The organism is Rhodococcus sp. AQ5-07 (assembly GCF_009707305.1).
In the GTDB taxonomy this organism is placed as follows: Bacteria; Actinomycetota; Actinomycetes; order Mycobacteriales; family Mycobacteriaceae; genus Rhodococcus_F; species Rhodococcus_F erythropolis.
Window position 1 is genome coordinate 3,830,241 of record NZ_CP046099.1, and the last position, 21,408, is coordinate 3,851,648.

Genomic DNA, 21,408 nt, shown 5'->3' on the forward strand with positions numbered 1-21,408 from the left:
TGAACACTCTCAGAACACCACTCGAGTGGGCCTTGACCTCGGTAGAGTCTTGTTTGCCCGTTATGTGCGGGAGAGACTGTCGAACGACCGAAGGACCGGCGATGACTGACCGCGACGCCTCCACCATGCAATTCGTCGATGCCGGCGTGACGTCTCTCGTCGAGGCCCCTCGAGACATTCTCGAACGCGGACTTCGGAGCGAACAGGTCGTCAACCAAGCCGGTGCGTCGCAGGCCACGTTCTTTCGCAAGTTCCGCACCAAATCCGAATTCATCGAGGCCGTGATCACCAGCCTCACCGAATCGACCTTGCACAGCGCAGACAAAGTGAAGCAGACCGTGCGCGCACAGCTGGCCGCAAACGACGACGCGCTTCGTCCGACGGTCACCACTCTCGTCAAAGAGGCATTCGACGCAATCGTCAACGACGCGTCGACTGCAAGAAGCCTTCTCTCACACATTTTTGCGGGCTCACACCGGCGAACCTCCACCGCTCTGGAAAACGAATATCGTCGACGCGACGAGCTCGTATCCGCGGCCTACGAGGCCCTTTTCGAGAAAACCGACGCAACACTCCGAAGGCCGTTCACCACCAAGACCTTCGCTGTCACGGTCAACGCGGTGATCGACGGCTTCCGCATTCGTAGCCGCATCGATTCCCGCTCCGTCTCACCCGACATCATGTCCGACGCACTGCTCGCGATACTGGGCGCCGTCGTCGACACGTCCGGCCTTCACCAACACCTCGATGACGTTGTCGGTCCCATCGACCAGCCCGCTGAGCCGCGTCCGCTGCCGCGTGATCCGCGAGCGGCGTTTCTCGCCGCTGCGCGTAGCGAATTCGGCAAGCGCGGATACTTCATGACGCAGATCAACGACATCGCCGACACGGCGGCAGTTCCCCGCGCCGCCGCCAACAAACTGTTTCCCACCAAGCCCCACATCTTGGTGGCAGCCCTTCAGAGCCGCGTGGACTCACTGCGAGAGACCGTTGCCGACGACATCCTGATCGGTCTCGGTGACGTCGCGATCATCGAGAACTTCCTACTCCGCTGCGCACAACTAGCCTCTGACGAAACAGAGTTCATGGATGCACTGCTGGTTGCCGTTGCCCACGACACCTACGGCGAGCCCGAGAGCCTGCTCTCGCTCAAAGAGAAACTCAACATTCCCTCGATCATCGCGCCGATTGTGCAGCGCGGCCAGGACAACGGAGCGATGTCGACCATCAGTGCTCCGATGGACATCGCCGCAGGCATCACCAACACCCTCCTACTGAGGTGCTTCACCCGCCGATCGGACAGCCCAGCCGACAACGCTGCCTTCGTCGGCGCGATGGTCCTGAACGGGCTGGCGCATCCCTGATCAGAGAAAGGACTACGCGCCGAGCCCCAGCCGCTTCGAGCATTCAGCCATTTCGTCGATGATCAATTCCAACGACGTGCCACGACGGCTCGCGGACAACACGATTCGATCGGCTCCCAACCCGCGTGCCCAGTCGAGTTTCGCTTCGTCGAGCCTGGGCAGTGTCGCACCGAGTACCAGCGATACGTCGGCAGGATCTCGATCTGCCTTCACCGCAGCCGCTTTCATCGCCGCTACAGCCTTGTCGAGATCTTCACCGGCCAGTCCCAGCGGCTGGAAACCATCACCCAACCGGCCTGCTCGCCGAGCAGCAGCGAGACTGTGTCCACCGATGTAGAGCGGAACTCCGGATTCGCGGTGCGGCTTCGGCCAGCTGTACGCACCCTTGAACGAGAAGTAATCGCCGTCGAAATCGACTGCTTCCTTGCCCTCCCAGAGTGAACGCATCACCGCGATGGCCTCATCGGCTACCTTGCCGCGGCGCTCGAAGTCACCGCCGCACGCTTCGATCTCTTCTTTCATCCAGCCCAGACCGAGACAGATGCGCAATCGCCCACCCGAAAGTCGATCCAGCGTCGCCAAGCGCTTGGCAAGCACTACCGGATTGTGGTTGGGAAGCACCAGAACTCCGGTGGACAGACCCAAAGTCGTTGTGGCGCCGGCAACAAATGACAGTAGTTCCAGTGGATCCGGGATGTCACAGTCATCGGGTAGGTGAGATTTTCCGGTCGGAGAGTACGGGTATTCGCTCGCCGTATCCGCGATGACCACCGAGTGCTCCACGGCCGAGATCTCGTCGAAACCCAACGATTCAGCCGCACGGGCGAATTGCAGAATCCAGTCGGGATCTCCACTTCGACCCAATTCGACCGGAACAACTACGCCGAGCTTCATACCGTTTCCTCCAGTGTCGCCATCAATTTCGGACCGTCCACGACGCGACCGAGGAACCGGTCCGCATCCGGATCTGTTGCAAGCCACACCGCAGCAGCGGCGGGCACGGATGCCGGTGTGGCCGCAAATCCGGCTTCCACTATCGCGTCCGCGCCACCACGGGCTTTCCCTGATTCCGTGATGACAAATCCCGGACTCAGGTTGAACGCTTTGATTCCGGCGCCTCGATACTCCGAGTTGATCGCTCCGGCGATACGTCCGAACGACGCCTTCGACGCGGCGTACGACAAACCCCAACCACCCTCGCCGGGAGGCGCAGGCGGATCCAGGGTCGCCGAACCAGATGCGAGGTTGACGACCACCCCGTTGCCGCTCTTGATCATCGACGGCAGTATCACCTGAATCAACGCAAGCTGGTGCAGATAGTTGCCGATCGCCATCGCCTGGGCGTCGTCGATCTCGATGTCGAGCACCCGGTCCATGTTTCCGACCGTCTGTGCGTAGGCGTTGTTCACCAACACGTCGACATGTCCCCACTCCGCCAGCACCCGTTCACCGGCGCCGCGGACGGAGGCCAGATCGAGCAGGTTCATCGGAACGGCCAAGGCGCGCACACCGAAGGACTCGATCTCGGCAACCGTCGTCTCCAGACTGCCGGGTACCGGAATGACCTGCTCCCCCTGCCTCGTTCGCGGGGCCGCCCGCCCTTCGCCTTCACGAACGGTGCGAGCAGTGATTGCAACGTCGAATCCGGCGCGCGCGAATGCCAGCGCGCACTCACGGCCGATCCCCCGGGAAGCGCCGGTAACCAGCGCAACACCACTCATAGGAACCGCGTGCGGCCGTGTCATAGGAACCGCGTGCGGCCGTGCGTCTCGAACTCCTTCTCCAGGTCCACCACGTCAGCTTCGGTCATCAACGTGTATTCGGGAGTACCGCGGCCCACCCAGTGGAACACTGGTTCGTCGGTCCGCCAGCGGTCGGCTTGAAGTTCACGTTTGAGTACCTTGTTGGAGCCCGTGACGGGCAGATCAGTCGAAACACGAACAAATCGCGGCGCTGCCTTGGTACCCAAATCCGCCTGCGCGGCAAGATAGGCGGCGAACTCGGCCGGATCGAAATCGGCAAAGTCGGCGACCTCGACAGCTGCCATCACCTGATCGCCCGAACGCGGATCCGGTACCGCGAAGACACCCGTGGCAATCACTTTGGGGTGCCGACGCAAGATGTGCTCGATCATCAAAGCCGAGGTGTTCTCACCGTCGACGCGGATCCAGTCACCCTTACGTCCGGCGAAGTAGATGAACCCGGCCTCGTCGACGTAGCCGAGATCGCCTGTCCAGTACCAACCGTGGCGAATCTTCTCGGCAATTGCGTCTTCGTTCTTGTAGTACCCCTCGAACTTCTTCGATCCGGCCTTGTCGACCATCTCGCCGATGGATTCGTCGGGGTTCAGCACGTGACCGTGCTCGTCGAGAATTGCGCGGGGTCGCTCTTCGCGGGTATCGGGATCGACGATGACGATGTTCTCGCTCGCGGGACGGCCAAGCGCGCCGGCAGGTTGGTTCGGATCGAGCACGACCGAACCGGCACCTTCACTCGAACCGTATCCCTCGAAAAGCTGCGCACCGAAACGGCGGATGAACTCTGCCTTGTCCCCCGGCGACGCCTCGGTCCCGAAGCCGTGCGTGAGGGTGTTCTCGATGTCGTCGGGCAGTTCCGGCGTCGCCATGAGATACCCCAAGGCCTTACCGACGTAGGTGAAATATGTTGCGCCGTAGAACCGAACGTCCGGCATGAATCCCGAGGCGGTGAACTTACGAACGAGGCAGACCGTAGCTCCCTGCGAAAGGGCCGGCGCCCACAGAGCCATCAACGCGTTGCCGTGGAAGAGCGGCATGCAGCAGTAGCAGACGTCGTCGCGGTCGATGTCGTACTTGGCGCAGTTCGCGTAGGCCAACCGCGTCAGACGCCCCTGGCTGCACCGCACTGCCTTGGACATTCCGGTGGTGCCCGAGGTGAAGAGAAGCAAGAACAGCGTCGACGCGTCGACGCCGAGGTCGATCTGAGGCGACTCGACCTGGTGAGCGGAAATCTTGTCCGGGTATGACGCGTCGTCGACCAGAACAAAACGATCTTCGGTCAGTCCGAGGTCAAGGCCGGACAACTTCTCGTAGCCCGCTTTGTCGGTGACGATCAGCTGGCAGTCGACGTACCGAACCTCAGCCTCGAGTTCAGCTCCACGCCTGGTCGGATTGATGCCGACGATCGTGGCCCCGGTCAGGGCCGCGCCGCCGAGCCAGAACAGGAACTCGGGATCGTTCTCCAGAAGTACTCCGACGTGAAACGGTCCAGGCGCGCGAAGCGACTTCGCAAGCGAGCCGCGCGCCGCGCTCTCGCGCACCACCTCGTCCCAGCTCCAGTCCTGCGTCCGCGTCCGCAGACCCAGGTGCTGATCACCGAGACGGTCGATCAACATCTGCGCGACGTCCTCGCGCTGAGGAGCTGCAAGAGCTGCATTCGAAGATGCTTCGGTGGCGGTGTTCGTCATCGTGTCCTGTGTCCTAGTCGATATCGGAATGTCGATTACTCCAACTGCGATACGACTCGAACGTATCGACGCCTCAATGCCGGAACCGTCCCAGTCTCGCTCAGTGGTAACCACCGCCACAGATATGATTTTCTCGTGAGATTTTGTGACGTGAAAAGCGCCACAATACGAAAGGCCATTCCATGACTGCCCCCGCAGATCCGCAGTTGCTTCTGGACCAGGCGGTCTCACGCCTCACCGGTCCAGGTGGGCCATTCGAGATCGTCGAAGAAGAGGTTCTCGGCACCATAATGCCCGTGATGAAGAACCGTGGTCACGCCATCGGTGAACTCATCTCGGCATCTCGCGCCTGGGGCGACGGCGACTATCTCGTCACCAGCGATCGTCGAATCTCGTTCACCGAGCACGCCGATTCCGTCGCCGCGCTGGCAACTGCTCTGCGGGACAAGTACGGAGTCCGCAAGGGCGACCGTGTGGGCATCCTCGCTGCCAACACTCCCGAATGGGTCATGACGTTCTTCGCGACGCAGGCGCTCGGCGCGATCGCTGTCGGTCTCAACGGTTGGTGGGTTCCGCGCGAGGTCACCCACGGGATCGAGCTCTCACGTCCGAAGGTTCTGGTCGTGGACGCCAAGCGCGGCGCCGCCCTCCCCGAACTGCCGGCAGACATCACGGTCCTCACCATGGAAGAGGATCTGCCCGCGCTCATCGCGGAATATACAGGCTCCGACGTGCCGAGCACCGACATCGACGAGGACGACCCCGCCGTCATCCTGTTCACCAGCGGTACCAGTGGCCGCCCCAAGGGCGCACTCCACTCGCACCGCAACGTGATGGCCGTCGTCGACTACCACAAGTACAGCGACGCGATCGGCGCTGCATTCACCGGCCGTGAGTACGACGCTTCCAAGCCGAGCCCATTGCGTTATCTACTCACCTCCCCGCTCTTCCACATCGCCAGCCTGCACAATCTGGTGGTCCCCCGTCTCGCGACAGGCAGCGCCGTCATCCTGACCGAGGGCGGCTTCGACGTCGACAAGGTGCTCGGGTTGGTCGAACGCGAGCGCGTCACCAACTGGGGTGCTGTCCCCACGATGGCATCGCGGCTACTCGAACACGGCAACATCGCCAAGTACGACGTCTCTTCGTTGACTGCATTCTCGCTGGCGTCTGCGCCGTCGTCGCCCGCGTTCAAAGAACGCCTCAAGGAGCAGGTGCCGTTCGCACGCAATGCTCTGGTCGACAGCTACGGCCTCACCGAATGCAGCACCGCAATTGCGGTCGCCGTCGGCGCCGAACTCGAAGAGTTCCCAGGCACTCTCGGACGTCCGATCATCACCGTCTCGATGGAGATTCGTGATCCCTTCGGCGAGTGGCTGCCGGACGGCATCGAAGGTGAAGTGTGCGTGCGCAGCCCGTTCGTCATGCTCGGATACTGGGAGAACGACGAGGCGACTGAGTCTGCAATTGCACCTGGACGCTGGCTCCGCACCGGCGATTTCGGCGTCATCGAGAACGGACGTCTCCGTCTCACCGGTCGTCGTTCCGATCTGATCCTGCGTGGTGGCGAGAACGTCTACCCCACCGAGATCGAGCAGACGCTCGACGAACACCCCGACGTGATCGAGTGCGCTGTCATCGGCATGCCGCACCCCGACCTCGGCCAGGAAGTGTCCGCCGTGGTTGTACTGCGTCCCGGGGCTGCCACCACGGAGGCGGAGCTGCGCGACTATGCCGCCGAGCGACTTTCCTACTTCAAGGTGCCGTCGAAGTGGCGCATCACCAGCGATCTGTTGCCTCGCAACGCAACCGGCAAGATGGTTCGGCGCGAGATCACCGTATGACCGCGGAGCTGTCACGGATCGTCGCCGAGTCTGCGATCCGTGACCTGCTCTGTGAGTACACGCATCTGATCGATCAGGGCAGATTGGGTGAAGTCGCTGCATTGTTCGCCCAGTCCGACTACGGGCAGTGCGGACCGGACGGGGTTGCCACCACACTCATTTCGTCCGACGCCGACGCAGTGTTCGCAGCCTGCAGCGGCTTCATTCGGATGTACGGAGATCCGCCGGTTCCACGCACCAAACATCTGCTGACCAACACGCGAATCTCGGTCGACGGTGAATCAGCGACGGCGCTCTCGTACGTCACGGTCATACAAGGTACCGAAGATCTTGCCCTGCAACCCATTTTGTCGGGACGCTACTTCGATCGCTTCTCGTGCATCGACGGGTCCTGGCAGTTCAGCTCGAGGCTCTTCTGTTGGGACAACATGGGCGACATGTCCGCTCATGCCAAGCGGGCACTGTAGAGGAACGACTGTGGAAATCGGTGTCAATGTTTTGGGTCTCGAGGCCCTGTTCGACGGCAAGGTCCGCCCGGTCTTGGACTTCGCCGCGGGTGCTGACAGTGCCGGGATCGATCTGATCTGCACCGGCGACCACCTCGGGTTCAATGCCGACGCTCACGCCCAGCGGGTAGTCGAACACAACTTCCTGTTCCCGTTGGATCACCCTTGGTACGAACCGATTTCATTTCTGTCTTCGATCGCCGCGGTGACGGAACGAGCTCGCCTCGGAGTATCGGTTCTGATCGCCACTGTTCGCCCAGCGGCCCTGCTTGCAAAGCAGGTTGCCACTCTCGACTCATTGTCCGAAGGTCGAACTGTCATGGGTTTCGGCGTTGGATGGCAAGAAGCTGAATACACCGCCACCAACATGCCTTTCGACGCGCGATTCGGGCGCATGGAGGAGACCGTCGCAGCCTGCCGCGAACTGTGGACCAATGCACCGGCCACCTTCAAGGGTCGCGACTTCGCTTTCGAGAACTACCACAGCCTCCCGCTGCCGATCCAACCCCGAATACCGGTGCTCTTCGGTTTCGGACCAAGCCGGCGGAACTTCGACCGCATCGCACGCGTCGCAGACGGCTGGACCGTGAACCCGACCGATCTGCGAACGTTCACCGACAGTGTTGCACTGTTGCGCAACACGTTCGAAGCCCACCAACGTGACCCGGAGTCGGCGCGCGTGCAAGTGTCTGCGGCGCCGGTTCGACGCGACAACGGGTCCGTCGACCTCTCGGCAACCGCAGACAAGGCCCGGGACTGGTTCGCCCGCGGCGCGTCCGTCGTCGTTCTCCGACCCGCCGTATTCGATTGCGCCGCCGAAGAACTACCAGAACTACTCGACTGGATGACCAGTATCAAGGAGGCGTGACATGGACCGGGCACTGCAAGATCTCATCGACAAGCAGGCAATCCGTGAGGTGGTTCTGACGTACTGCCGTGGCATCGACCGCCTCGACTTCGATCTCGTCCGCAGCGCCTACCACCCGGATGCGATCGACCATCACACCGGATTCGACGGCAACATCGACGAGTACATCGCCTGGGTGACACCAAAACTCTCGGCGATCGGCGGCACGATGCATCACATCGGCAACCATCTGGTCGAGCTGCACGGCGACCACGCGATCAGCGAGGCGTACTCGATGTCCACACACTGGGGTGGGCCCGAAGGCATCGGGATGATCAACTTCACCAGCGGTGCGCGATTCATCGACCACATGGAGCGTCGCAACGGTCGCTGGGCGATCAAGGAGCGATGGGCCGTACGAGAGTGGACTCGCTCGGACGAGGGCCGCTTCGTCAACCCCGAAGGTCCTGGTCCGCGTGGGCGTCGTGACGCCTCGGATCCTCTGAGCGCACTACGACAGGCCTTGGAAATTCGCTGAGAATCAGAAAACTCGGACTATTCCGACTGATTTGAGAATTCAGTTCATATCGAACACACATTCGAATAGAATGGATGCATGTTCAACCCGACAACAGAGCTCTTCGGTATCTCAGCGCAGCTGACCGGTACCGAAACTGATTGTGCGCTGGTTGATCTCATGACAGATCTGCACGCATGTGAGGCGATGCTGGTCGAACGCAAGCTCGCTGTGATTGCCGAGTTCTTTTCGCGGCGAAGCTCAGAGCATGCCGCCAGTGGTGCGTGGTCGTCGACCTCACACGAGTTGGCTGAATCGGAAGTCGGTGCGTCACTGACGATGGGCCGCGCGGCTGCAGGCAAGCTGATCGGGTTGGGGTTCTCGTTGAAGACTCGTTTGCATCGCACTCGAGCGGCGATGGCGCGTGGCGAGTTGGATCTGTACCGAGTTGGTTTGATCGATTCCGCGACCGCGAACGTGAAAGACGAATTGATCGACGAAGTGGAACGACTACTGCTCGAGCAGGTTCTCGCCCCACCAGTAGCCGGCGGAACGGGCTTGACGGGAAGGCGACTGACAGCGGCGATCGATCGGATCGTGGCGATGGTGGACCCGGAAGGTATGCGAGAACGTCGACGCCGTGCTCTCACCGATCGGTTCGTCGGGGTCAGCGCTGCCGAGGACGGGATGGCAAAGATCTTGGGCAGCATTCCGGCAGAGCAGGCTCGGGCATTCGACGGCCGACTACGCGAGTTGGCAATGTCGGTATGCCGAAACGACTCTCGAACATACGAGCAGCGATGAGCCGACGCGCTCTTCGAGTTGACCAACGGATCACCGTTCTTGCCGTGCAACTGTGACCGAGATGATTGCCCGCAGGATCGTAGCGGTGGTGTTGTCGTTCGTCGGCCCGTGGTTCACGTCGTGATGACTGATTCAACTCTGCGCGGAGGCGGCGAGCCCGCTCACCTCGACGGGTACGGGGTGATCAGCGCTGAGCATGCTCGCGACATCGCCCAAGACGCCGTAATTCGAAACGTCCGAGTACCCGCTGGTACCACCACCGAACCGGTGCCTGCTTCGGCGTACGTCTACCGGCCGGGTTCAGTTCTCGATACCTGGTTGCGGATCATCGCGGGCAGCTGCCAATGGCTGCATTGTGATGTCCCGGCCTGGAATTCCGATCTGGACCACAATGAACCGTTCCATCATGGCGACCCCGAACGCGGCGGCAAGACAGTCGAATCGAATATGAGTGCGTTCTGCCGCAACCACCATCGCCTCAAGCATTCCGACCGGTGGCAATTCGCGTCGAACCAGGATCGGACCATGTCGCTGACATCGCCGACTGGGCATTGCTACCGAACACGCCCCGCAGGGTTGATGGCCGGGCCGCACGGCCCGATGCCGCCGCAGTGCGGTCGAGATCGGCGGACCCAGGCGGAGAACAAGGCCGCCCGTATCCAGTCCGAACGCAATCGTCAACGCCGACGGATACAGAAACGAGCTGAGGAGCACGTTCAATGCAAGCGGCGGAAATCACCGCGAGCCCACCGAGAACCCATCGACTACGGGGACGACCCACCACCGTTCTGAGATACCGAGCGGCGTCGAGGCGCGTCGACGTGTCGCAGGGGTCAGGTCGACGTGTCGCAGGGGTCAGTCCGAGACAGGCTTGGTGTCGTCATCTCCCGCTGGAGGATCGTCTTCACCAAACGGATCGATGGTGTCGACACCTTCGAGGACGGTCAGCTCTTCTTCAACCTCTGCCAGGAGGCCCTTGGCTTCAGCTTCGAACTTCTTCTCCCAATCGGACATACCGAGCCTCTTCTCTTCCGAAGCGAGTTCCCGCTGTATCTGAACTCAGACTACGTCGCCGGCGACGAGTTTCGCCGTCCCCTCGAGTCAGTACTCATGACCGAGTACTCATGATTCACGACGGACGGAGCCCCCATGCCCGGACAGTTGGAAGGCAAAACCGCACTGATCACCGGAGCCGCCCGAGGTCAGGGCCGAAGCCATGCCGTGCGATTGGCGCAGGAGGGTGCGGACATCATTGCACTCGACATCTGCCGCCAGATCGAATCGGTGGCCTACCCGATGGGTACCGCCGAGGATTTGAGGCAGACAACGGCAATGATCGAGGCGGTCGGGCGAAATGTCGTCGCGCGAGAAGTCGACGTTCGCGATTTACCCGCGCTGGGAGCTGCGGTATCCGAAGGTATCGCAGTGTTGGGCAGCCTCGACATCGTCCTGGCCAACGCCGGTATCGGCATGATGTCCCCGGACATCGACGATGCCCGCGCCTTCCGCGACCAGATGGAGGTCAATCTTTTCGGCGTCTGGAATACCGTCCAGGCCGCAGCGCCCGCGATGATCGAGCAAGGGACAGGCGGCGCAATAGTCCTGACCGGATCAACACTGGGACTTGTCGGCCGCGGAGGTGATGGAACCGGCGGATCCGACGGCTACTGCGCGAGTAAACACGCCATCGTCGGGTTGGGGCGCACGTGGGCGCACTGGCTTGCTCCCCACAACATTCGTGTCAACTCCGTGCATCCGGCGGGAGCGAATACACCGATGGTCGTCAACGATGCCGTCGCGAAACTGTTCGCAGACTCCCCCGCATCGAGCGGAGCCGACGTCGGCAATCTCTTGGACGTCGGGCTGATCGAAGCTTCCGACGTCAGCAACGCGATAGCCTGGTTGGTCTCGGATCAGGCTCGATACGTCACAGGTATCGCGTTGCCGGTCGATGCGGGATTCACGGCCAAATAGACGCCGGATTCTCGAGCCGAATTACTGCCGATCAGTCGACGGTCGGCGCCCACTGAACACCGTTGATATGCCCACCACCGTCGACGAAGAGAGTGTTGCCGGTGACGTAACGGCTGTCGTCGCTCGCCAGGAAGGCCGCAACGGGGCCGATGTCGTCGAGGGGATCGCCGATCCGCCCCATCGGGTTCTGTGCGGCCATCACTGCCGCGTTTTCCGGATTGGCTTCGGCGACACGCTTGTACGCCGCACTCTGCGCACCGGGACAGATGACGTTGCAGTTCACGTGCTTGGGAGCCCACTCGCGGGCAGCAGTGCGAGTCAGCGTTCGCAATGCTTCCTTGGCCGCGTTGTACTGGACCGAGTACATGTGAGCATTCACGCCGTTGAGGCTGCACATGTTGATCACGCGGCCGGTGCCGTGACGTTCGAGTTCCGGCAACGCAGCCTGCATGGCCCAGAAAGCGGCCATCACTGCCATGTCGAAACCGCCGCGCAATTGCTCGTCGGTCATCTTCTCGAGCCGAGCGAAACCGAAAGTCCGCCAAGCATTGTTGACCAGGATGTCGAGGCGTCCGAACCGCTCGACGGACTTGTCGACCATGGCAACAACCTGAGCTTTGTCGGTGACGTCGGTCCGGACGAATTCCGCCTCCGCGCCCCATTCGTCCCGCAACCACTGGGTCGTTTCGAGGCCCGCTGCCTCGTCGATCTCGGCAACCAACACCGACGCGCCTTCACGCGCGAACGCGCCTGCCACTCCGCGCCCGATGCCCATACCGGCACCGGTGACCACTGCTACACGTCCGTCGAGCTTGCCCACTGGGCCCTCCTTCATCAGAACCCCTACCTGGGGCGCGGCACGGTCTTGTCGATGAACAATCCCTCTACCGACACACACAATTCGCCGTCCGCAGTCTTGATCTCACCGACGGTGTGAATCTTGCGGCCGTCCTTGGAAAGGAATTTGCCGCTGATCGTGAGGGGCTCGAACAGTGGAGTCGGGCGATGGTACCGAGTGCTCAATTGTGCTGTCATGCCGGAAGTTCCACCCCAGGCGTTCGCGACGCCAAGAACGTGATCGAGCAGCAGCGCCGAAACACCGCCGTGTACATGGCCGGGAGGGCCCTGGTACGGCAGCGTCAACGTGACCACTCCATGCACCGACCCGTCAGCGAGCCCTTCAAGAACCAGCGGCGGCGCAATGGCATTCTCGGGACCGGTCACCGGATCGTGACGAGTCACGCCCTCACCGTTCCACATGTCGATCAAGCGATCGGCCACCTCGGGCGAGTGCTGCTCGAGGTGCTCGGCAATGCTGTTGAGCTCCTCCGCAACCCGATCCAGATTGGCGTTTCCGCGGTCGGTGCGCAGCATCGCGTCGACAACGCGACGCGCTGCTGCCGTGGCCCGGTCGACCGGGGCGTCCTGCGGCGGCGACGTCAAAATCGTGCCGCCCGGGTGTGTGGCTGCCGTGGGGTGCGTGCCGAGGTCCATCAGTTGATCTCCATTGTTGCGTGTGTGAGAACCGGGGAGTTCTCGCGCTCGGGGCACGTCGCCGCCAAGGTCAGTGTGTTGCCGTCCTGCCAAACCGAGGTGGTGATGGATTCGCCGGGGAACAGCGAACCGGCAAACCGCACCGAATAGTTCTTCACCCGCGTCGGATCTCCGTCGAGAATTCCGTCGACCACCGCCTTGCAGACGATGCCGTACGACGCCAGACCGTGCAGAATCGGAGCGTCGAATCCCGCCATCTTCGCGAAGGATGGATCAGCGTGCAGCGGGTTCATGTCGCCACTGAGTCGGTACACCAGCGCTTGTGAGGGACTCGTGCTCGACGTCAGTACCTTGTCGGGCGCCCGGTCAGGCACCCCGGCAACAACTTCGGGACCGGCGCTGCCGCCGAAGCCACCTTCACCGCGGGCCCAGATCTGCATTCCGGTGGTCCACAACGGATTCCCGTCAAGGTCCTCGGCCGCCGTCTCGAGCACGATGACGGCAGCCTTGCCCTTGTCCCACACGTCAGCGATGCGAGTGGAAATACGAGCAGCACCCGTCGACGGGATCGGCGCGTGAAGTGTCAGCGACTGCCCACCGTGCAGAATCTTGCGCAGGTCGATGTCGATTCCCGGCATACTCATCGACGCTGCGGGCAGTACACCCGCCGAAACTCCCTGGCCTGCAACCATTGCAAAGGTCGGGAGCACTTTCAGACCCTTTTCGTACACCCAGGTGAGCTCGGCGGGATCCAGAGCGTTCACGCCGGCGCCGAGCCCCAACTGGTAGAGCATGACGTCGCGGTCGGTCCACGACGCTTCGCGCACAGTCGGTTCGGCGGACAATGCCACCTCGAGATCGATAGCCATCAGTTCTCCAAAGTTCCGGCTCGGTAGACGGTCACGACGCACGCGCCGCCCAGTCCGAGGTTGTGCTGCAATCCGATTCGTGCGCCTTCGACCTGGCGAGCGTCTGCGGTCCCGCGAAGCTGCCACGTCAGTTCGGCGCACTGTGCCAGCCCGGTGGCACCCAGCGGGTGGCCCTTCGAGATCAGACCGCCAGACGGGTTGACGACCCACTGGCCGCCGTACGTAGTGGCACCGGATTCGACGAGCTTTCCGCCTTCACCGGCGCCACACATTCCGAGACCTTCGTAGGTGATGATCTCGTTGATCGCGAAGCAGTCGTGCAGTTCGATGACATCGACGTCGTCGATGCTGATGCCGGCTTCGGCAAAGACCTGCTCGGCGGCCGCAGCCGTCATCGGCGCGCCGACTACGTCGATCATCGACTTCTCGGCAAACGCTGCCGAGGTGTCGGTGGTCATGGCCTGAGCGACGATCTCGATCGCACGGTCCTCGAGTCCGTGCTCACGGACGAACTTCTCACTCACGACGACGGCAGCACCGGCACCGTCCGAAGTCGGTGAACACTGCGAGCGCGTCAGCGGCTCGTGAATCATCTTGTCGCCGAGCACCTGTTCGAGGGTGTACTCGTCACGGAACTGCGCATACGGATTGTTGACCGAGTGCTTGTGGTTCTTGACCGCCACGGCTGCAATCTGCTCGACCGTAGTGCCGTACTTCTTCATGTGCTCGACGGCGGCATTACCGAACAACTGAGCGGTCATGGGCGATCGGGCGAAGCCGTAGTCCTCGACCATGATCTTCAGCTGCGAGTCCAAAGTGGTGACCTTGGGCATCTCACCGGTTCCGGTCAGCGCCGTTTTGGTCATCTTTTCGAAGCCGACGGCCAGTGCGCAGTCCGCTTGTCCGGCCTGTACCCACTCGCGCGCCGTCATCAGTGCCGTCGAGCCGGTGGCGCAGTTGTTGTTGACGTTGAAGATCGGGATACCGGACAGACCCGTTTCGTACAGGGCACGCTGGCCTGCTGTCGACGCGTTGAACACGTAACCGACTGCAGCACGCTGGATCTGGTCGTAGCTGATCCCGGCATCGGTGAGTGCATTCGAGACGGCTTCGGTCACCATGTCCGGGTATTCCCAGTCGCGGGTCTCGATCTTCTCGAACTTGGTCATGCCCACGCCGATGACGAAGGTGCGATTGCTCATGTGCAGGTCACTTTCCCGGTTCGGGGTCGCGAGGCAGACCCAGGATTCGCTCACCGATGATGTTGAGCTGAACATTGGTTGTACCACCCGCGATGGACATGCACTGCGAGTTCAAGAACATCTGGGTTGCAGACATCCGATGCTGGTCGCCCAGAAGTGAACTCGGCCCGGCCCACTCCATTGCCACATCCCAGACCTGCTGGATGTGCTCGACACCGATCAACTTCGCCACCGAGGATTCGGCCCCCGGCTGCGCGCCGGTGAGCGAGCGCAGCGTGGTGCGCAGACCGAGCAGACCGCCGGATTGCGCGTCGCACAGCACCTTTCCGAGCACCGTCAGCTGCTCGTCGTCGATGCCACCGGGTAGTCCGTCGACCAGGCTCAGAAGAGCCTCACCACCCGATCCGAGAGACGAGTCGTTGGACAGCGAGACACGCTCGTTGGCCAGTGTGGTGCGAGCGAGCTTCCAGCCGTCGCCCGGCTCGCCGACCAGGCACTCGTCGGGGACGAAGACGTCGTCGAAGAAGACTTCGTTGAACAGCGCTTCACCGGTGATCTCGCGAAGCGGGCGAATGTCGAGGCCGCTGTTCTTGATGTCGATCAGGAAGTAGGACAGGCCCTTGTGCTTGGGGGCGTCGGCGTCGGTGCGCGCGAGGCAGATTCCCCAGTGCGCGTCGCGTGCCATCGACGTCCACACCTTCTGGCCCTGCAACTTCCAGCCACCGTCGACCTTGGTGGCCTTGGTGCTCAGAGCCGCGAGGTCGGAACCTGCGCCGGGCTCGGAGAAGAGCTGACACCAGACGATGTCGCCGCGCAATGACGGCGGGACGAACTTGGCAAGCTGCTCTTCGTTGCCGTGCGCGATGAGCGTCGGGATGACCCAGTTGCCGATGATCATGTCGTGCGGCTTGATCTTCGCAGCGCGCAGTTCTTCGGCGATGACCAGCTGGCTGACGGCGTCGGCGGACTTGCCCCACGGAGCCGTGAAGTGCGGTGCGGTGTAGCCCTTTTCCGCGAGATACGTCTTCTGCGCGGCACCTTCGAGTTCGAGTGCAGGAGCGAGCTCGGCGCGGACGTCGGCGCGGATCGCCTCGGCCTCGGGCGGCAACTCGATGCTGAGCACGCGACGGGTGCCGGCAATGGTCAGCTCGGCAACGCGACGACGCCAGGATGCCGTGGAACCCAGCAGAATTCGCAGGGACTGCGCGCGGCGCAGGTACAGGTGCGCGTCGTGCTCCCACGTGTAGCCGATTCCGCCGAGCACCTGGATGCAGTCACGCGTGACGGAGAAGCCGGCTTCGAGGGCCGTGGCTCCAGCGACGGCTGCTGCGAGAGAAGCCTCTTCGGCACCGACGCCGTTGGCGGGCGTCAGTGCGCGCGCAGCGTCCCACGCGCAGACGCGCGCCTGCTCGGCAAGAGCGAGCATCCGAGCGGCCTTGTGCTTGACGCCCTGGAACTGGCCGATCGGGCGACCGAACTGCTGACGCACCTTCGCGTAGTCGGCCGAGGTCGTGACGGCCCAGTCGGCCAAACCTGATGCCTCGGCCGCGAACAGTGTTGCGGCAATGTCGAGTACACGCTGCGTATCGATGGTGAGGATCTCGGAATCGGCGAGGATCAGACCGTCGACGGTGACCTCGGAGTTACGACGTACGACGTCGTAACTGGCCAAGTCCGTGACCTCGAGGCGGTCACGTCCGAGCAGAACGAATCCGCTGTCCGTCGCGAGGAGGAACACGTCGCCGACATGGCCACCGAGAATCTGGCTGGACGTTCCGCTGAGGGTGGCGGTGTCGCCGTCGCGGGCGATCTTCAGCGAACCCGGCTGCAGTGCAACGGCTCCGAGCGTGCTGCCGTCGACCAGTCCGGCCAGCGGAGCGGTGACTCCGGCGTCGCTGAGAACGGCGCTGACCACGACTGTCGGCAGGAACGTGCCGGGAACCATGGAGCGCCCGAGTTCCTCGACGACGATCGCGAGCTCGACCAATCCGTATCCAGCGCCGCCGAATTCCTCGGCCACGTGTAGTCCGAGAAGTCCCTGCTCGGCAAGCCCGCTCCAGAGTTGGGGGCGAGTTTCGACCTTCGCCTCGACCGCTTCACGGATAGCGGTGGGTGTTGCGTGACGTGCCGCCCAGCCCCGTACGGAGTCGCGGAGGTCACGATCTTCTTCACTCAATCCAATGGTCATGTCTACCTCGTCAATTCGACAGTTTGAGTACGGGTCAGATGCGTTCGATGATGGTGGCGGTAGAGAGAGCGCCACCGGCGCACATCGTGACCAGCCCCGTGGACTTGTTCGAGCGCTCGAGTTCGTGCAGCGCGGTCGTGATCAGACGAGCGCCGGTCGAACCGACGGGATGCCCGAGTGCGATCGCACCGCCGTTGACGTTGACCTTGGACAGATCTGCGTCGTGAACCTGCGCCCAGGAGAGCACTACCGAGGCGAACGCTTCGTTGATTTCGACGAGATCGATGTCGTTCAGAGTCATTCCGGCCTTGTCGAGCACCATCTGAGTGGACTCGATCGGTCCGTCCAGGTGATAGAAGGGATCAGATCCGACCATGCCGGACGCGACGATCCGCGCGCGGGGCTTCAATCCCAACTCCTGCGCGCGCTCTTCGCTCATCAGCAGTACCGCAGCCGCGCCGTCACTGATCTGCGACGAGTTGCCGGCGGTGTGGATATGGCCTTCGATGACCGGCTTGAGTCCGCCCAGCGCCTCGGCTGTCGTCTCGCGCAGGCCACCGTCGCGCGTGACAGTGGCGATCTCACCGGTCGGCACACCTTCCTTGGTGACGACAGGAGCCTTGACGGGCACGATCTCACGGTCGAAGCGTCCTTCTGCCCAAGCCTGGGCTGCGCGGCGCTGCGATTCCAGGCCGAAGGCGTCGACGTCGGCGCGTGTGATGCCACGCTTCTCGGCGATACGCTGCGCAGAGGTGAACTGGTCGCCCATGTCGATGGTCCAGTCGTCCGGGTACGGGTTTCCCGTACCGGGCGCGTTTGCCTGGCCCAGGAACACACGGCTCATCGCCTCGACGCCACAGCCGATACCGGCCGAGATCTGACCTGAGGAAATCAGGCCGGAGATCAAATGCACTGCCTGCTGGGCAGATCCACAGGCGCAGTCGATGGTGGTTGCCGCTGTGCTGTACGGCAATCCGGCGTGCAGCCACGCTTGCCGCGTGACGTTGTTGGACTGCTCACCTGCCTGGGTGACACAGCCACCGATGATCTGCCCGATGTCTTCCGGTGCGACGCCTGCTCGTTCGAGAACGCCGAGTTGCGCTGCTCCCAGAATCTCGGCGGGGTGCAGCCCCGCCAGGGCGCCGCGACGACGGCCGATCGGTGTCCGAGCGGCCTCGACGATGACTGCATGACCCATGATGTGCGCTCCTTCGTGGAGTTTTCGGTCGGTGAGCTGACTCACCGTCAACTTTTCTGTAATGTATTCTATTGTTGATGTCAGGGCAATGCCGGAATGAACGTCATCTTTGAACCAAGTCTGACTCAAATAATAGAATTGATTTCAATTTTGAGAACACGACGAACCCACCCCGAGAAGGGGCGAGGTCACGTCAGTGTCGTGAGAGATTCACCAAAAGCAGGTCGCACCCCTTGCGGATGTCGTACTCCGCATCCGGGATGGAAATTCGACCGTTGAGGCACGATTGGATGACCCCGAACCACAGCTGCATCAGCAGACGCAACCCGGTGTTGTCTTCCTCGGTCGGGTTCTCGATCCCGGCCGCATCGAGGATGATCTGCCGGAAGCCGCGATCGATCTTGCCCACGTCCGGCACCGTCGCGACGTTGGCGGTACTGGACGACTGCAGCATCGCAGTCGAAAGGGCCGGCCGACGCAGTAACCCGCGAGTCGCGCGCACCAGGACCTCGTACACGGCGTCCTGCGGATTGGCCGACTGCACCTGATGCTTGGCAAAACTGTCGCCGATCTGATCGATCTGCTCGACCATCACAGCAACGAAGAGGTGCGTCTTCGAAGGAAAATAGCGGTAAAGAGTGCCGATGGCCACGCCTGCCCGCTTGGCAACTTCGTGCATCTGAACCCGTGAGAGTTCTTTCTCGGTCCCCAATTCGGCGGCCGCTTCCAGCATCCGCACATGGCGCGCCCGCTGCTCGTCCGAACTGGGCTCAGCAGCGTCCCTGACCTCGGCAATTCTCGGCAACGTCGCCCCCATCATCGATTATGTGTCCCGGCCGCGAACGACCGCGCTAATTCTCTCACCTGGACCACCCATCTCGGCATATTGCCCGCTCAGTGGGACCTGGCATGGCCTTCCAGTGCCGTGCGGTATTCCGTGGACACCCCACCCTCTTGGAGTAAGGACGCAATGATGCAGGACTGGACCAGCGAGTGCGACGTGTTGGTAGTCGGCTCCGGCGGCGGAGCGCTGACCGGCGCATATACCGCCGCTGCTCAGGGATTGACGACGATCGTCCTCGAGAAAACCGATCGTTTCGGCGGGACCTCCGCCTACTCGGGCGCCTCGATCTGGCTCCCAGGTACCCAGGTGCAGGAACGCGCCGGACTTCCCGACTCGACCGAGAATGCCCGCACCTATCTGCGCGCGTTGCTCGGTGACGCCGAGTCCGAGCGCCAGGACGCCTACGTCGAGACTGCTCCCGCTGTCGTCGCTCTACTCGAGCAGAACCCGAACATCGAATTCGAGTTCCGTGCGTTCCCCGACTACTACAAAGCCGAAGGCCGGATGGACACGGGACGATCCATCAACCCTCTAGATCTCGATCCCGCCGACATCGGTGACCTCGCCGGCAAGGTGCGTCCGGAACTGGACCAAGACCGCACCGGTCAGGATCATGCTCCCGGCCCGATGATCGGTGGGCGCGCACTGATCGGCCGTCTGCTGGCCGCAGTTCAGAGCACCGGTAAGGCAGAACTTCGCACCGAATCCGTCCTCACCTCCCTGATCGTGGAAGACGGCCGTGTTGTCGGCGCCGAGGTCGAATCCGGCGGCGAAACCCAGCGAATCAAGGCGAACCGCGGTGTCCTGATGGCAGCAGGCGGCATCGAAGGCAACGCCGAGATGCGTGAGCAGGCAGGCACCCCCGGCAAGGCGATCTGGAGTATGGGTCCCTTCGGCGCCAACACCGGCGACGCGATCTCTGCCGGTATTGCTGTCGGCGGCGCAACAGCCTTGCTCGATCAGGCGTGGTTCTGCCCCGGCGTCGAGCAGCCCGACGGCAGCGCCGCCTTCATGGTCGGCGTTCGCGGTGGGCTCGTCGTCGACAGCGCCGGTGAGCGCTACCTCAACGAGTCGCTTCCGTACGACCAGTTCGGACGAGCCATGGATGCTCACGACGACAACGGCTCTGCCGTGCCGTCGTTCATGATCTTCGACTCGCGCGAGGGTGGCGGACTGCCCGCCATCTGCATCCCGAACACGGCGCCCGCAAAGCACCTCGAAGCCGGAACGTGGGTCGGTGCCGACACTCTCGAAGAACTCGCTGCCAAGACCGGACTACCGGCCGACGCATTGCGCAGCACTGTCGAAAAGTTCAACGATGCCGCAAAACTGGGCGTCGACGAAGAGTTCCATCGCGGCGAAGACCCGTACGACGCGTTCTTCTGCCCACCCAACGGCGGCGCGAATGCGGCACTGACGGCCATCGAGAACGGTCCGTTCTACGCGGCCCGCATCGTCCTCAGTGACCTCGGCACCAAAGGCGGATTGGTCACCGACGTCAACGGCCGAGTCCTGCGTGCTGACGGCAGCGCCATCGACGGCCTGTACGCCGCCGGCAACACGAGCGCGTCACTGAGCGGCCGCTTCTACCCCGGCCCCGGAGTTCCACTCGGCACGGCCATGGTCTTCTCGTACCGAGCAGCTCAGGACATGGCGAAGTAACCAGCACAACGAGGTCGTGGGGCAGGCAATGTCAGAATCACCTGCCCCACACTCTTTCTCACGGCGTCGCGATGTTGTATCACTCCGGGTCGAGACCGGGCAACCCGTCCACACTCTTCGCGTTCTTCTCGGCGCGATAGGCGATGAGCCGCTCCGGACCCCTCTTCTCCGCTACGCGGTCGAGCACGTCACGATCGGATTGGTAGTCCATCAGCGGTACTGCGTATCCGCACGAATCCGAAATGCGCGTCAGATCGACCACGACGATCGACCGCAGTCCCGGGTGCTCGGGGAACCTACCGACAAGCTCGTTGAACGGTTCCGACCCTGCGGGCAGAACTTGTCCGTGACCGTGCAGTCGAACGATCTTCGGTGGTCCGTCAAATGCCATGAACATCAGGGTTATTCGCGAGTTCTCGCGCACGTGCGCGATGGTTTCCACACCGCTGCCAGTGAGATCGAGGTACGCCACGCGGGTGGATGTCAGCACCACGAACGATCCGACTCCCCCTTTGGGTGAGCAATTGATCAACCCGTCAGGAGACAAAGGTGCGGTAGCAACGACGAACAGCGGTTGGGCCTGCAACCACGTGGTGAGCTTTTCATCGATGCCTTCGTAGACGCGCCCCATGTCGAGAGTGTAGTTCGCG

The 21,408-nt window shown here is 62.5% G+C and carries 19 protein-coding genes and 1 pseudogene; 8 read left to right on the forward strand and 12 right to left on the reverse strand.

From position 1 onward, the window contains the following. The first annotated feature begins 101 nt into the window (after nucleotides 1-101). The gene (locus GJB56_RS17725) at nucleotides 102-1,364 is read left to right on the forward strand and encodes a TetR/AcrR family transcriptional regulator (protein ID WP_113682559.1); all 1,263 of its coding nucleotides are present in this window, start codon (nucleotides 102-104) and stop codon (nucleotides 1,362-1,364) included. A gap of 12 nt (nucleotides 1,365-1,376) precedes the next feature. Here GJB56_RS17725 and GJB56_RS17730 read toward each other — a convergent pair whose 3' ends face one another. Genes GJB56_RS17730 through GJB56_RS17740 form a run of 3 tightly spaced genes read right to left on the reverse strand, consistent with a single transcriptional unit; the run spans nucleotide 1,377 to nucleotide 4,737 of the window. Then, a complete protein-coding gene (locus GJB56_RS17730) occupies nucleotides 1,377-2,258 on the reverse strand; it encodes an LLM class F420-dependent oxidoreductase (protein WP_046379290.1) in 882 nt (293 codons plus the stop codon). Continuing rightward, entirely contained in the window at nucleotides 2,255-3,085 is an 831-nt protein-coding gene (locus GJB56_RS17735) for an SDR family NAD(P)-dependent oxidoreductase (protein ID WP_020909144.1), read from the reverse strand. The genes GJB56_RS17730 and GJB56_RS17735 overlap by 4 nt, the downstream gene beginning before the upstream one ends. Before the next feature lie 20 nt (nucleotides 3,086-3,105). Then, complete coding sequence (locus GJB56_RS17740; RefSeq protein ID WP_029537023.1) at nucleotides 3,106-4,737, reverse strand: AMP-binding protein; 1,632 nt, start codon at nucleotides 4,735-4,737, stop codon at nucleotides 3,106-3,108. Between the two features lie 254 nt (nucleotides 4,738-4,991). Between GJB56_RS17740 and GJB56_RS17745 the strand changes: the two genes are divergently transcribed. The 5 genes and pseudogenes from GJB56_RS17745 to GJB56_RS17765 all read left to right on the forward strand — a co-directional run bounded on the left by GJB56_RS17745 (nucleotide 4,992) and on the right by GJB56_RS17765 (nucleotide 10,119). Next, a complete protein-coding gene (locus GJB56_RS17745) occupies nucleotides 4,992-6,653 on the forward strand; it encodes a class I adenylate-forming enzyme family protein (protein WP_113682560.1) in 1,662 nt (553 codons plus the stop codon). Then, the gene (locus GJB56_RS17750) at nucleotides 6,650-7,120 is read left to right on the forward strand and encodes a nuclear transport factor 2 family protein (protein ID WP_113682561.1); all 471 of its coding nucleotides are present in this window, start codon (nucleotides 6,650-6,652) and stop codon (nucleotides 7,118-7,120) included. The genes GJB56_RS17745 and GJB56_RS17750 overlap by 4 nt, the downstream gene beginning before the upstream one ends. Nucleotides 7,121-7,130: 10 nt before the next feature. Further along, nucleotides 7,131-8,027: a TIGR03619 family F420-dependent LLM class oxidoreductase gene (locus GJB56_RS17755; RefSeq protein WP_113682562.1), complete on the forward strand. Its 897-nt coding sequence runs from the start codon at nucleotides 7,131-7,133 to the stop codon at nucleotides 8,025-8,027. Between the two features lies 1 nt (nucleotide 8,028). Continuing rightward, nucleotides 8,029-8,544 carry a nuclear transport factor 2 family protein gene (locus tag GJB56_RS17760; RefSeq protein WP_042952939.1) on the forward strand — a complete coding sequence of 172 codons (516 nt, stop codon included), beginning with the start codon at nucleotides 8,029-8,031 and terminating at the stop codon, nucleotides 8,542-8,544. A gap of 186 nt (nucleotides 8,545-8,730) precedes the next feature. Then, nucleotides 8,731-10,119: pseudogene (locus GJB56_RS17765) on the forward strand (DUF222 domain-containing protein). A gap of 63 nt (nucleotides 10,120-10,182) precedes the next feature. Here the strand turns inward: GJB56_RS17765 and GJB56_RS31410 are convergent. Then, nucleotides 10,183-10,341, reverse strand: a complete 159-nt coding sequence (locus GJB56_RS31410; protein ID WP_195849549.1) for a hypothetical protein — start codon at nucleotides 10,339-10,341, stop codon at nucleotides 10,183-10,185. Nucleotides 10,342-10,476: 135 nt separating this feature from the next. Between GJB56_RS31410 and GJB56_RS17770 the strand changes: the two genes are divergently transcribed. Then, entirely contained in the window at nucleotides 10,477-11,301 is an 825-nt protein-coding gene (locus GJB56_RS17770; protein WP_113682563.1) for a mycofactocin-coupled SDR family oxidoreductase, read from the forward strand. Between the two features lie 31 nt (nucleotides 11,302-11,332). Here the strand turns inward: GJB56_RS17770 and GJB56_RS17775 are convergent, their stop codons facing one another. From GJB56_RS17775 to GJB56_RS17805, 7 genes are all read right to left on the reverse strand, one after another. Then, complete coding sequence (locus tag GJB56_RS17775; RefSeq protein ID WP_029256266.1) at nucleotides 11,333-12,121, reverse strand: SDR family NAD(P)-dependent oxidoreductase; 789 nt, start codon at nucleotides 12,119-12,121, stop codon at nucleotides 11,333-11,335. 23 nt (nucleotides 12,122-12,144) lie between these two features. Beyond that, nucleotides 12,145-12,795, reverse strand: a complete 651-nt coding sequence (locus GJB56_RS17780) for a PaaI family thioesterase (RefSeq protein ID WP_113682564.1) — start codon at nucleotides 12,793-12,795, stop codon at nucleotides 12,145-12,147. After that, nucleotides 12,795-13,664 carry a MaoC/PaaZ C-terminal domain-containing protein gene (locus GJB56_RS17785; RefSeq protein WP_046379299.1) on the reverse strand — a complete coding sequence of 290 codons (870 nt, stop codon included), beginning with the start codon at nucleotides 13,662-13,664 and terminating at the stop codon, nucleotides 12,795-12,797. Before GJB56_RS17785 ends, GJB56_RS17780 begins: the two co-directional genes overlap by 1 nt. Beyond that, nucleotides 13,664-14,866, reverse strand: coding sequence for a lipid-transfer protein (locus GJB56_RS17790; protein ID WP_019745320.1), 1,203 nt, complete (start codon nucleotides 14,864-14,866; stop codon nucleotides 13,664-13,666). The genes GJB56_RS17785 and GJB56_RS17790 overlap by 1 nt, the downstream gene beginning before the upstream one ends. A gap of 7 nt (nucleotides 14,867-14,873) precedes the next feature. Next, complete coding sequence (locus tag GJB56_RS17795; RefSeq protein WP_047889699.1) at nucleotides 14,874-17,054, reverse strand: acyl-CoA dehydrogenase; 2,181 nt, start codon at nucleotides 17,052-17,054, stop codon at nucleotides 14,874-14,876. A 34-nt stretch (nucleotides 17,055-17,088) separates the two neighbouring features. Further along, complete coding sequence (locus GJB56_RS17800) at nucleotides 17,089-18,252, reverse strand: steroid 3-ketoacyl-CoA thiolase (protein ID WP_047889710.1); 1,164 nt, start codon at nucleotides 18,250-18,252, stop codon at nucleotides 17,089-17,091. A gap of 193 nt (nucleotides 18,253-18,445) precedes the next feature. Further along, nucleotides 18,446-19,072, reverse strand: coding sequence for a TetR family transcriptional regulator (locus tag GJB56_RS17805; protein ID WP_019745323.1), 627 nt, complete (start codon nucleotides 19,070-19,072; stop codon nucleotides 18,446-18,448). Nucleotides 19,073-19,225: 153 nt separating this feature from the next. Between GJB56_RS17805 and GJB56_RS17810 the strand changes: the two genes are divergently transcribed. Then, complete coding sequence (locus GJB56_RS17810) at nucleotides 19,226-20,758, forward strand: FAD-dependent oxidoreductase (RefSeq protein WP_020909157.1); 1,533 nt, start codon at nucleotides 19,226-19,228, stop codon at nucleotides 20,756-20,758. Nucleotides 20,759-20,837: 79 nt separating this feature from the next. Here GJB56_RS17810 and GJB56_RS17815 read toward each other — a convergent pair whose 3' ends face one another. After that, nucleotides 20,838-21,389 (reverse strand): pyridoxamine 5'-phosphate oxidase family protein, encoded by a 552-nt coding sequence (locus GJB56_RS17815; RefSeq protein ID WP_019745326.1) that lies wholly within the window; start codon nucleotides 21,387-21,389, stop codon nucleotides 20,838-20,840. Nucleotides 21,390-21,408 lie beyond the last annotated feature (19 nt).

Excerpts from the sequence above, each read along its gene's own strand:
- GJB56_RS17725 (WP_113682559.1), top strand. The coding sequence starts at position 102 with ATGACTGACCGCGACGCCTCCACCATGCAATTCGTCGATGCCGGCGTG.
- GJB56_RS17730 (WP_046379290.1), bottom strand. The coding sequence starts at position 2,258 with ATGAAGCTCGGCGTAGTTGTTCCGGTCGAATTGGGTCGAAGTGGAGAT.
- GJB56_RS17735 (WP_020909144.1), bottom strand. The coding sequence starts at position 3,085 with ATGAGTGGTGTTGCGCTGGTTACCGGCGCTTCCCGGGGGATCGGCCGT.
- GJB56_RS17740 (WP_029537023.1), bottom strand. The coding sequence starts at position 4,737 with ATGTTGATCGACCGTCTCGGTGATCAGCACCTGGGTCTGCGGACGCGG.
- GJB56_RS17745 (WP_113682560.1), top strand. The coding sequence starts at position 4,992 with ATGACTGCCCCCGCAGATCCGCAGTTGCTTCTGGACCAGGCGGTCTCA.
- GJB56_RS17750 (WP_113682561.1), top strand. The coding sequence starts at position 6,650 with ATGACCGCGGAGCTGTCACGGATCGTCGCCGAGTCTGCGATCCGTGAC.
- GJB56_RS17760 (WP_042952939.1), top strand. The coding sequence starts at position 8,029 with ATGGACCGGGCACTGCAAGATCTCATCGACAAGCAGGCAATCCGTGAG.
- GJB56_RS31410 (WP_195849549.1), bottom strand. The coding sequence starts at position 10,341 with ATGTCCGATTGGGAGAAGAAGTTCGAAGCTGAAGCCAAGGGCCTCCTG.
- GJB56_RS17770 (WP_113682563.1), top strand. The coding sequence starts at position 10,477 with ATGCCCGGACAGTTGGAAGGCAAAACCGCACTGATCACCGGAGCCGCC.
- GJB56_RS17780 (WP_113682564.1), bottom strand. The coding sequence starts at position 12,795 with ATGGACCTCGGCACGCACCCCACGGCAGCCACACACCCGGGCGGCACG.
- GJB56_RS17785 (WP_046379299.1), bottom strand. The coding sequence starts at position 13,664 with ATGGCTATCGATCTCGAGGTGGCATTGTCCGCCGAACCGACTGTGCGC.
- GJB56_RS17790 (WP_019745320.1), bottom strand. The coding sequence starts at position 14,866 with ATGAGCAATCGCACCTTCGTCATCGGCGTGGGCATGACCAAGTTCGAG.
- GJB56_RS17795 (WP_047889699.1), bottom strand. The coding sequence starts at position 17,054 with ATGACCATTGGATTGAGTGAAGAAGATCGTGACCTCCGCGACTCCGTA.
- GJB56_RS17800 (WP_047889710.1), bottom strand. The coding sequence starts at position 18,252 with ATGGGTCATGCAGTCATCGTCGAGGCCGCTCGGACACCGATCGGCCGT.
- GJB56_RS17805 (WP_019745323.1), bottom strand. The coding sequence starts at position 19,072 with ATGATGGGGGCGACGTTGCCGAGAATTGCCGAGGTCAGGGACGCTGCT.
- GJB56_RS17810 (WP_020909157.1), top strand. The coding sequence starts at position 19,226 with ATGCAGGACTGGACCAGCGAGTGCGACGTGTTGGTAGTCGGCTCCGGC.
- GJB56_RS17815 (WP_019745326.1), bottom strand. The coding sequence starts at position 21,389 with ATGGGGCGCGTCTACGAAGGCATCGATGAAAAGCTCACCACGTGGTTG.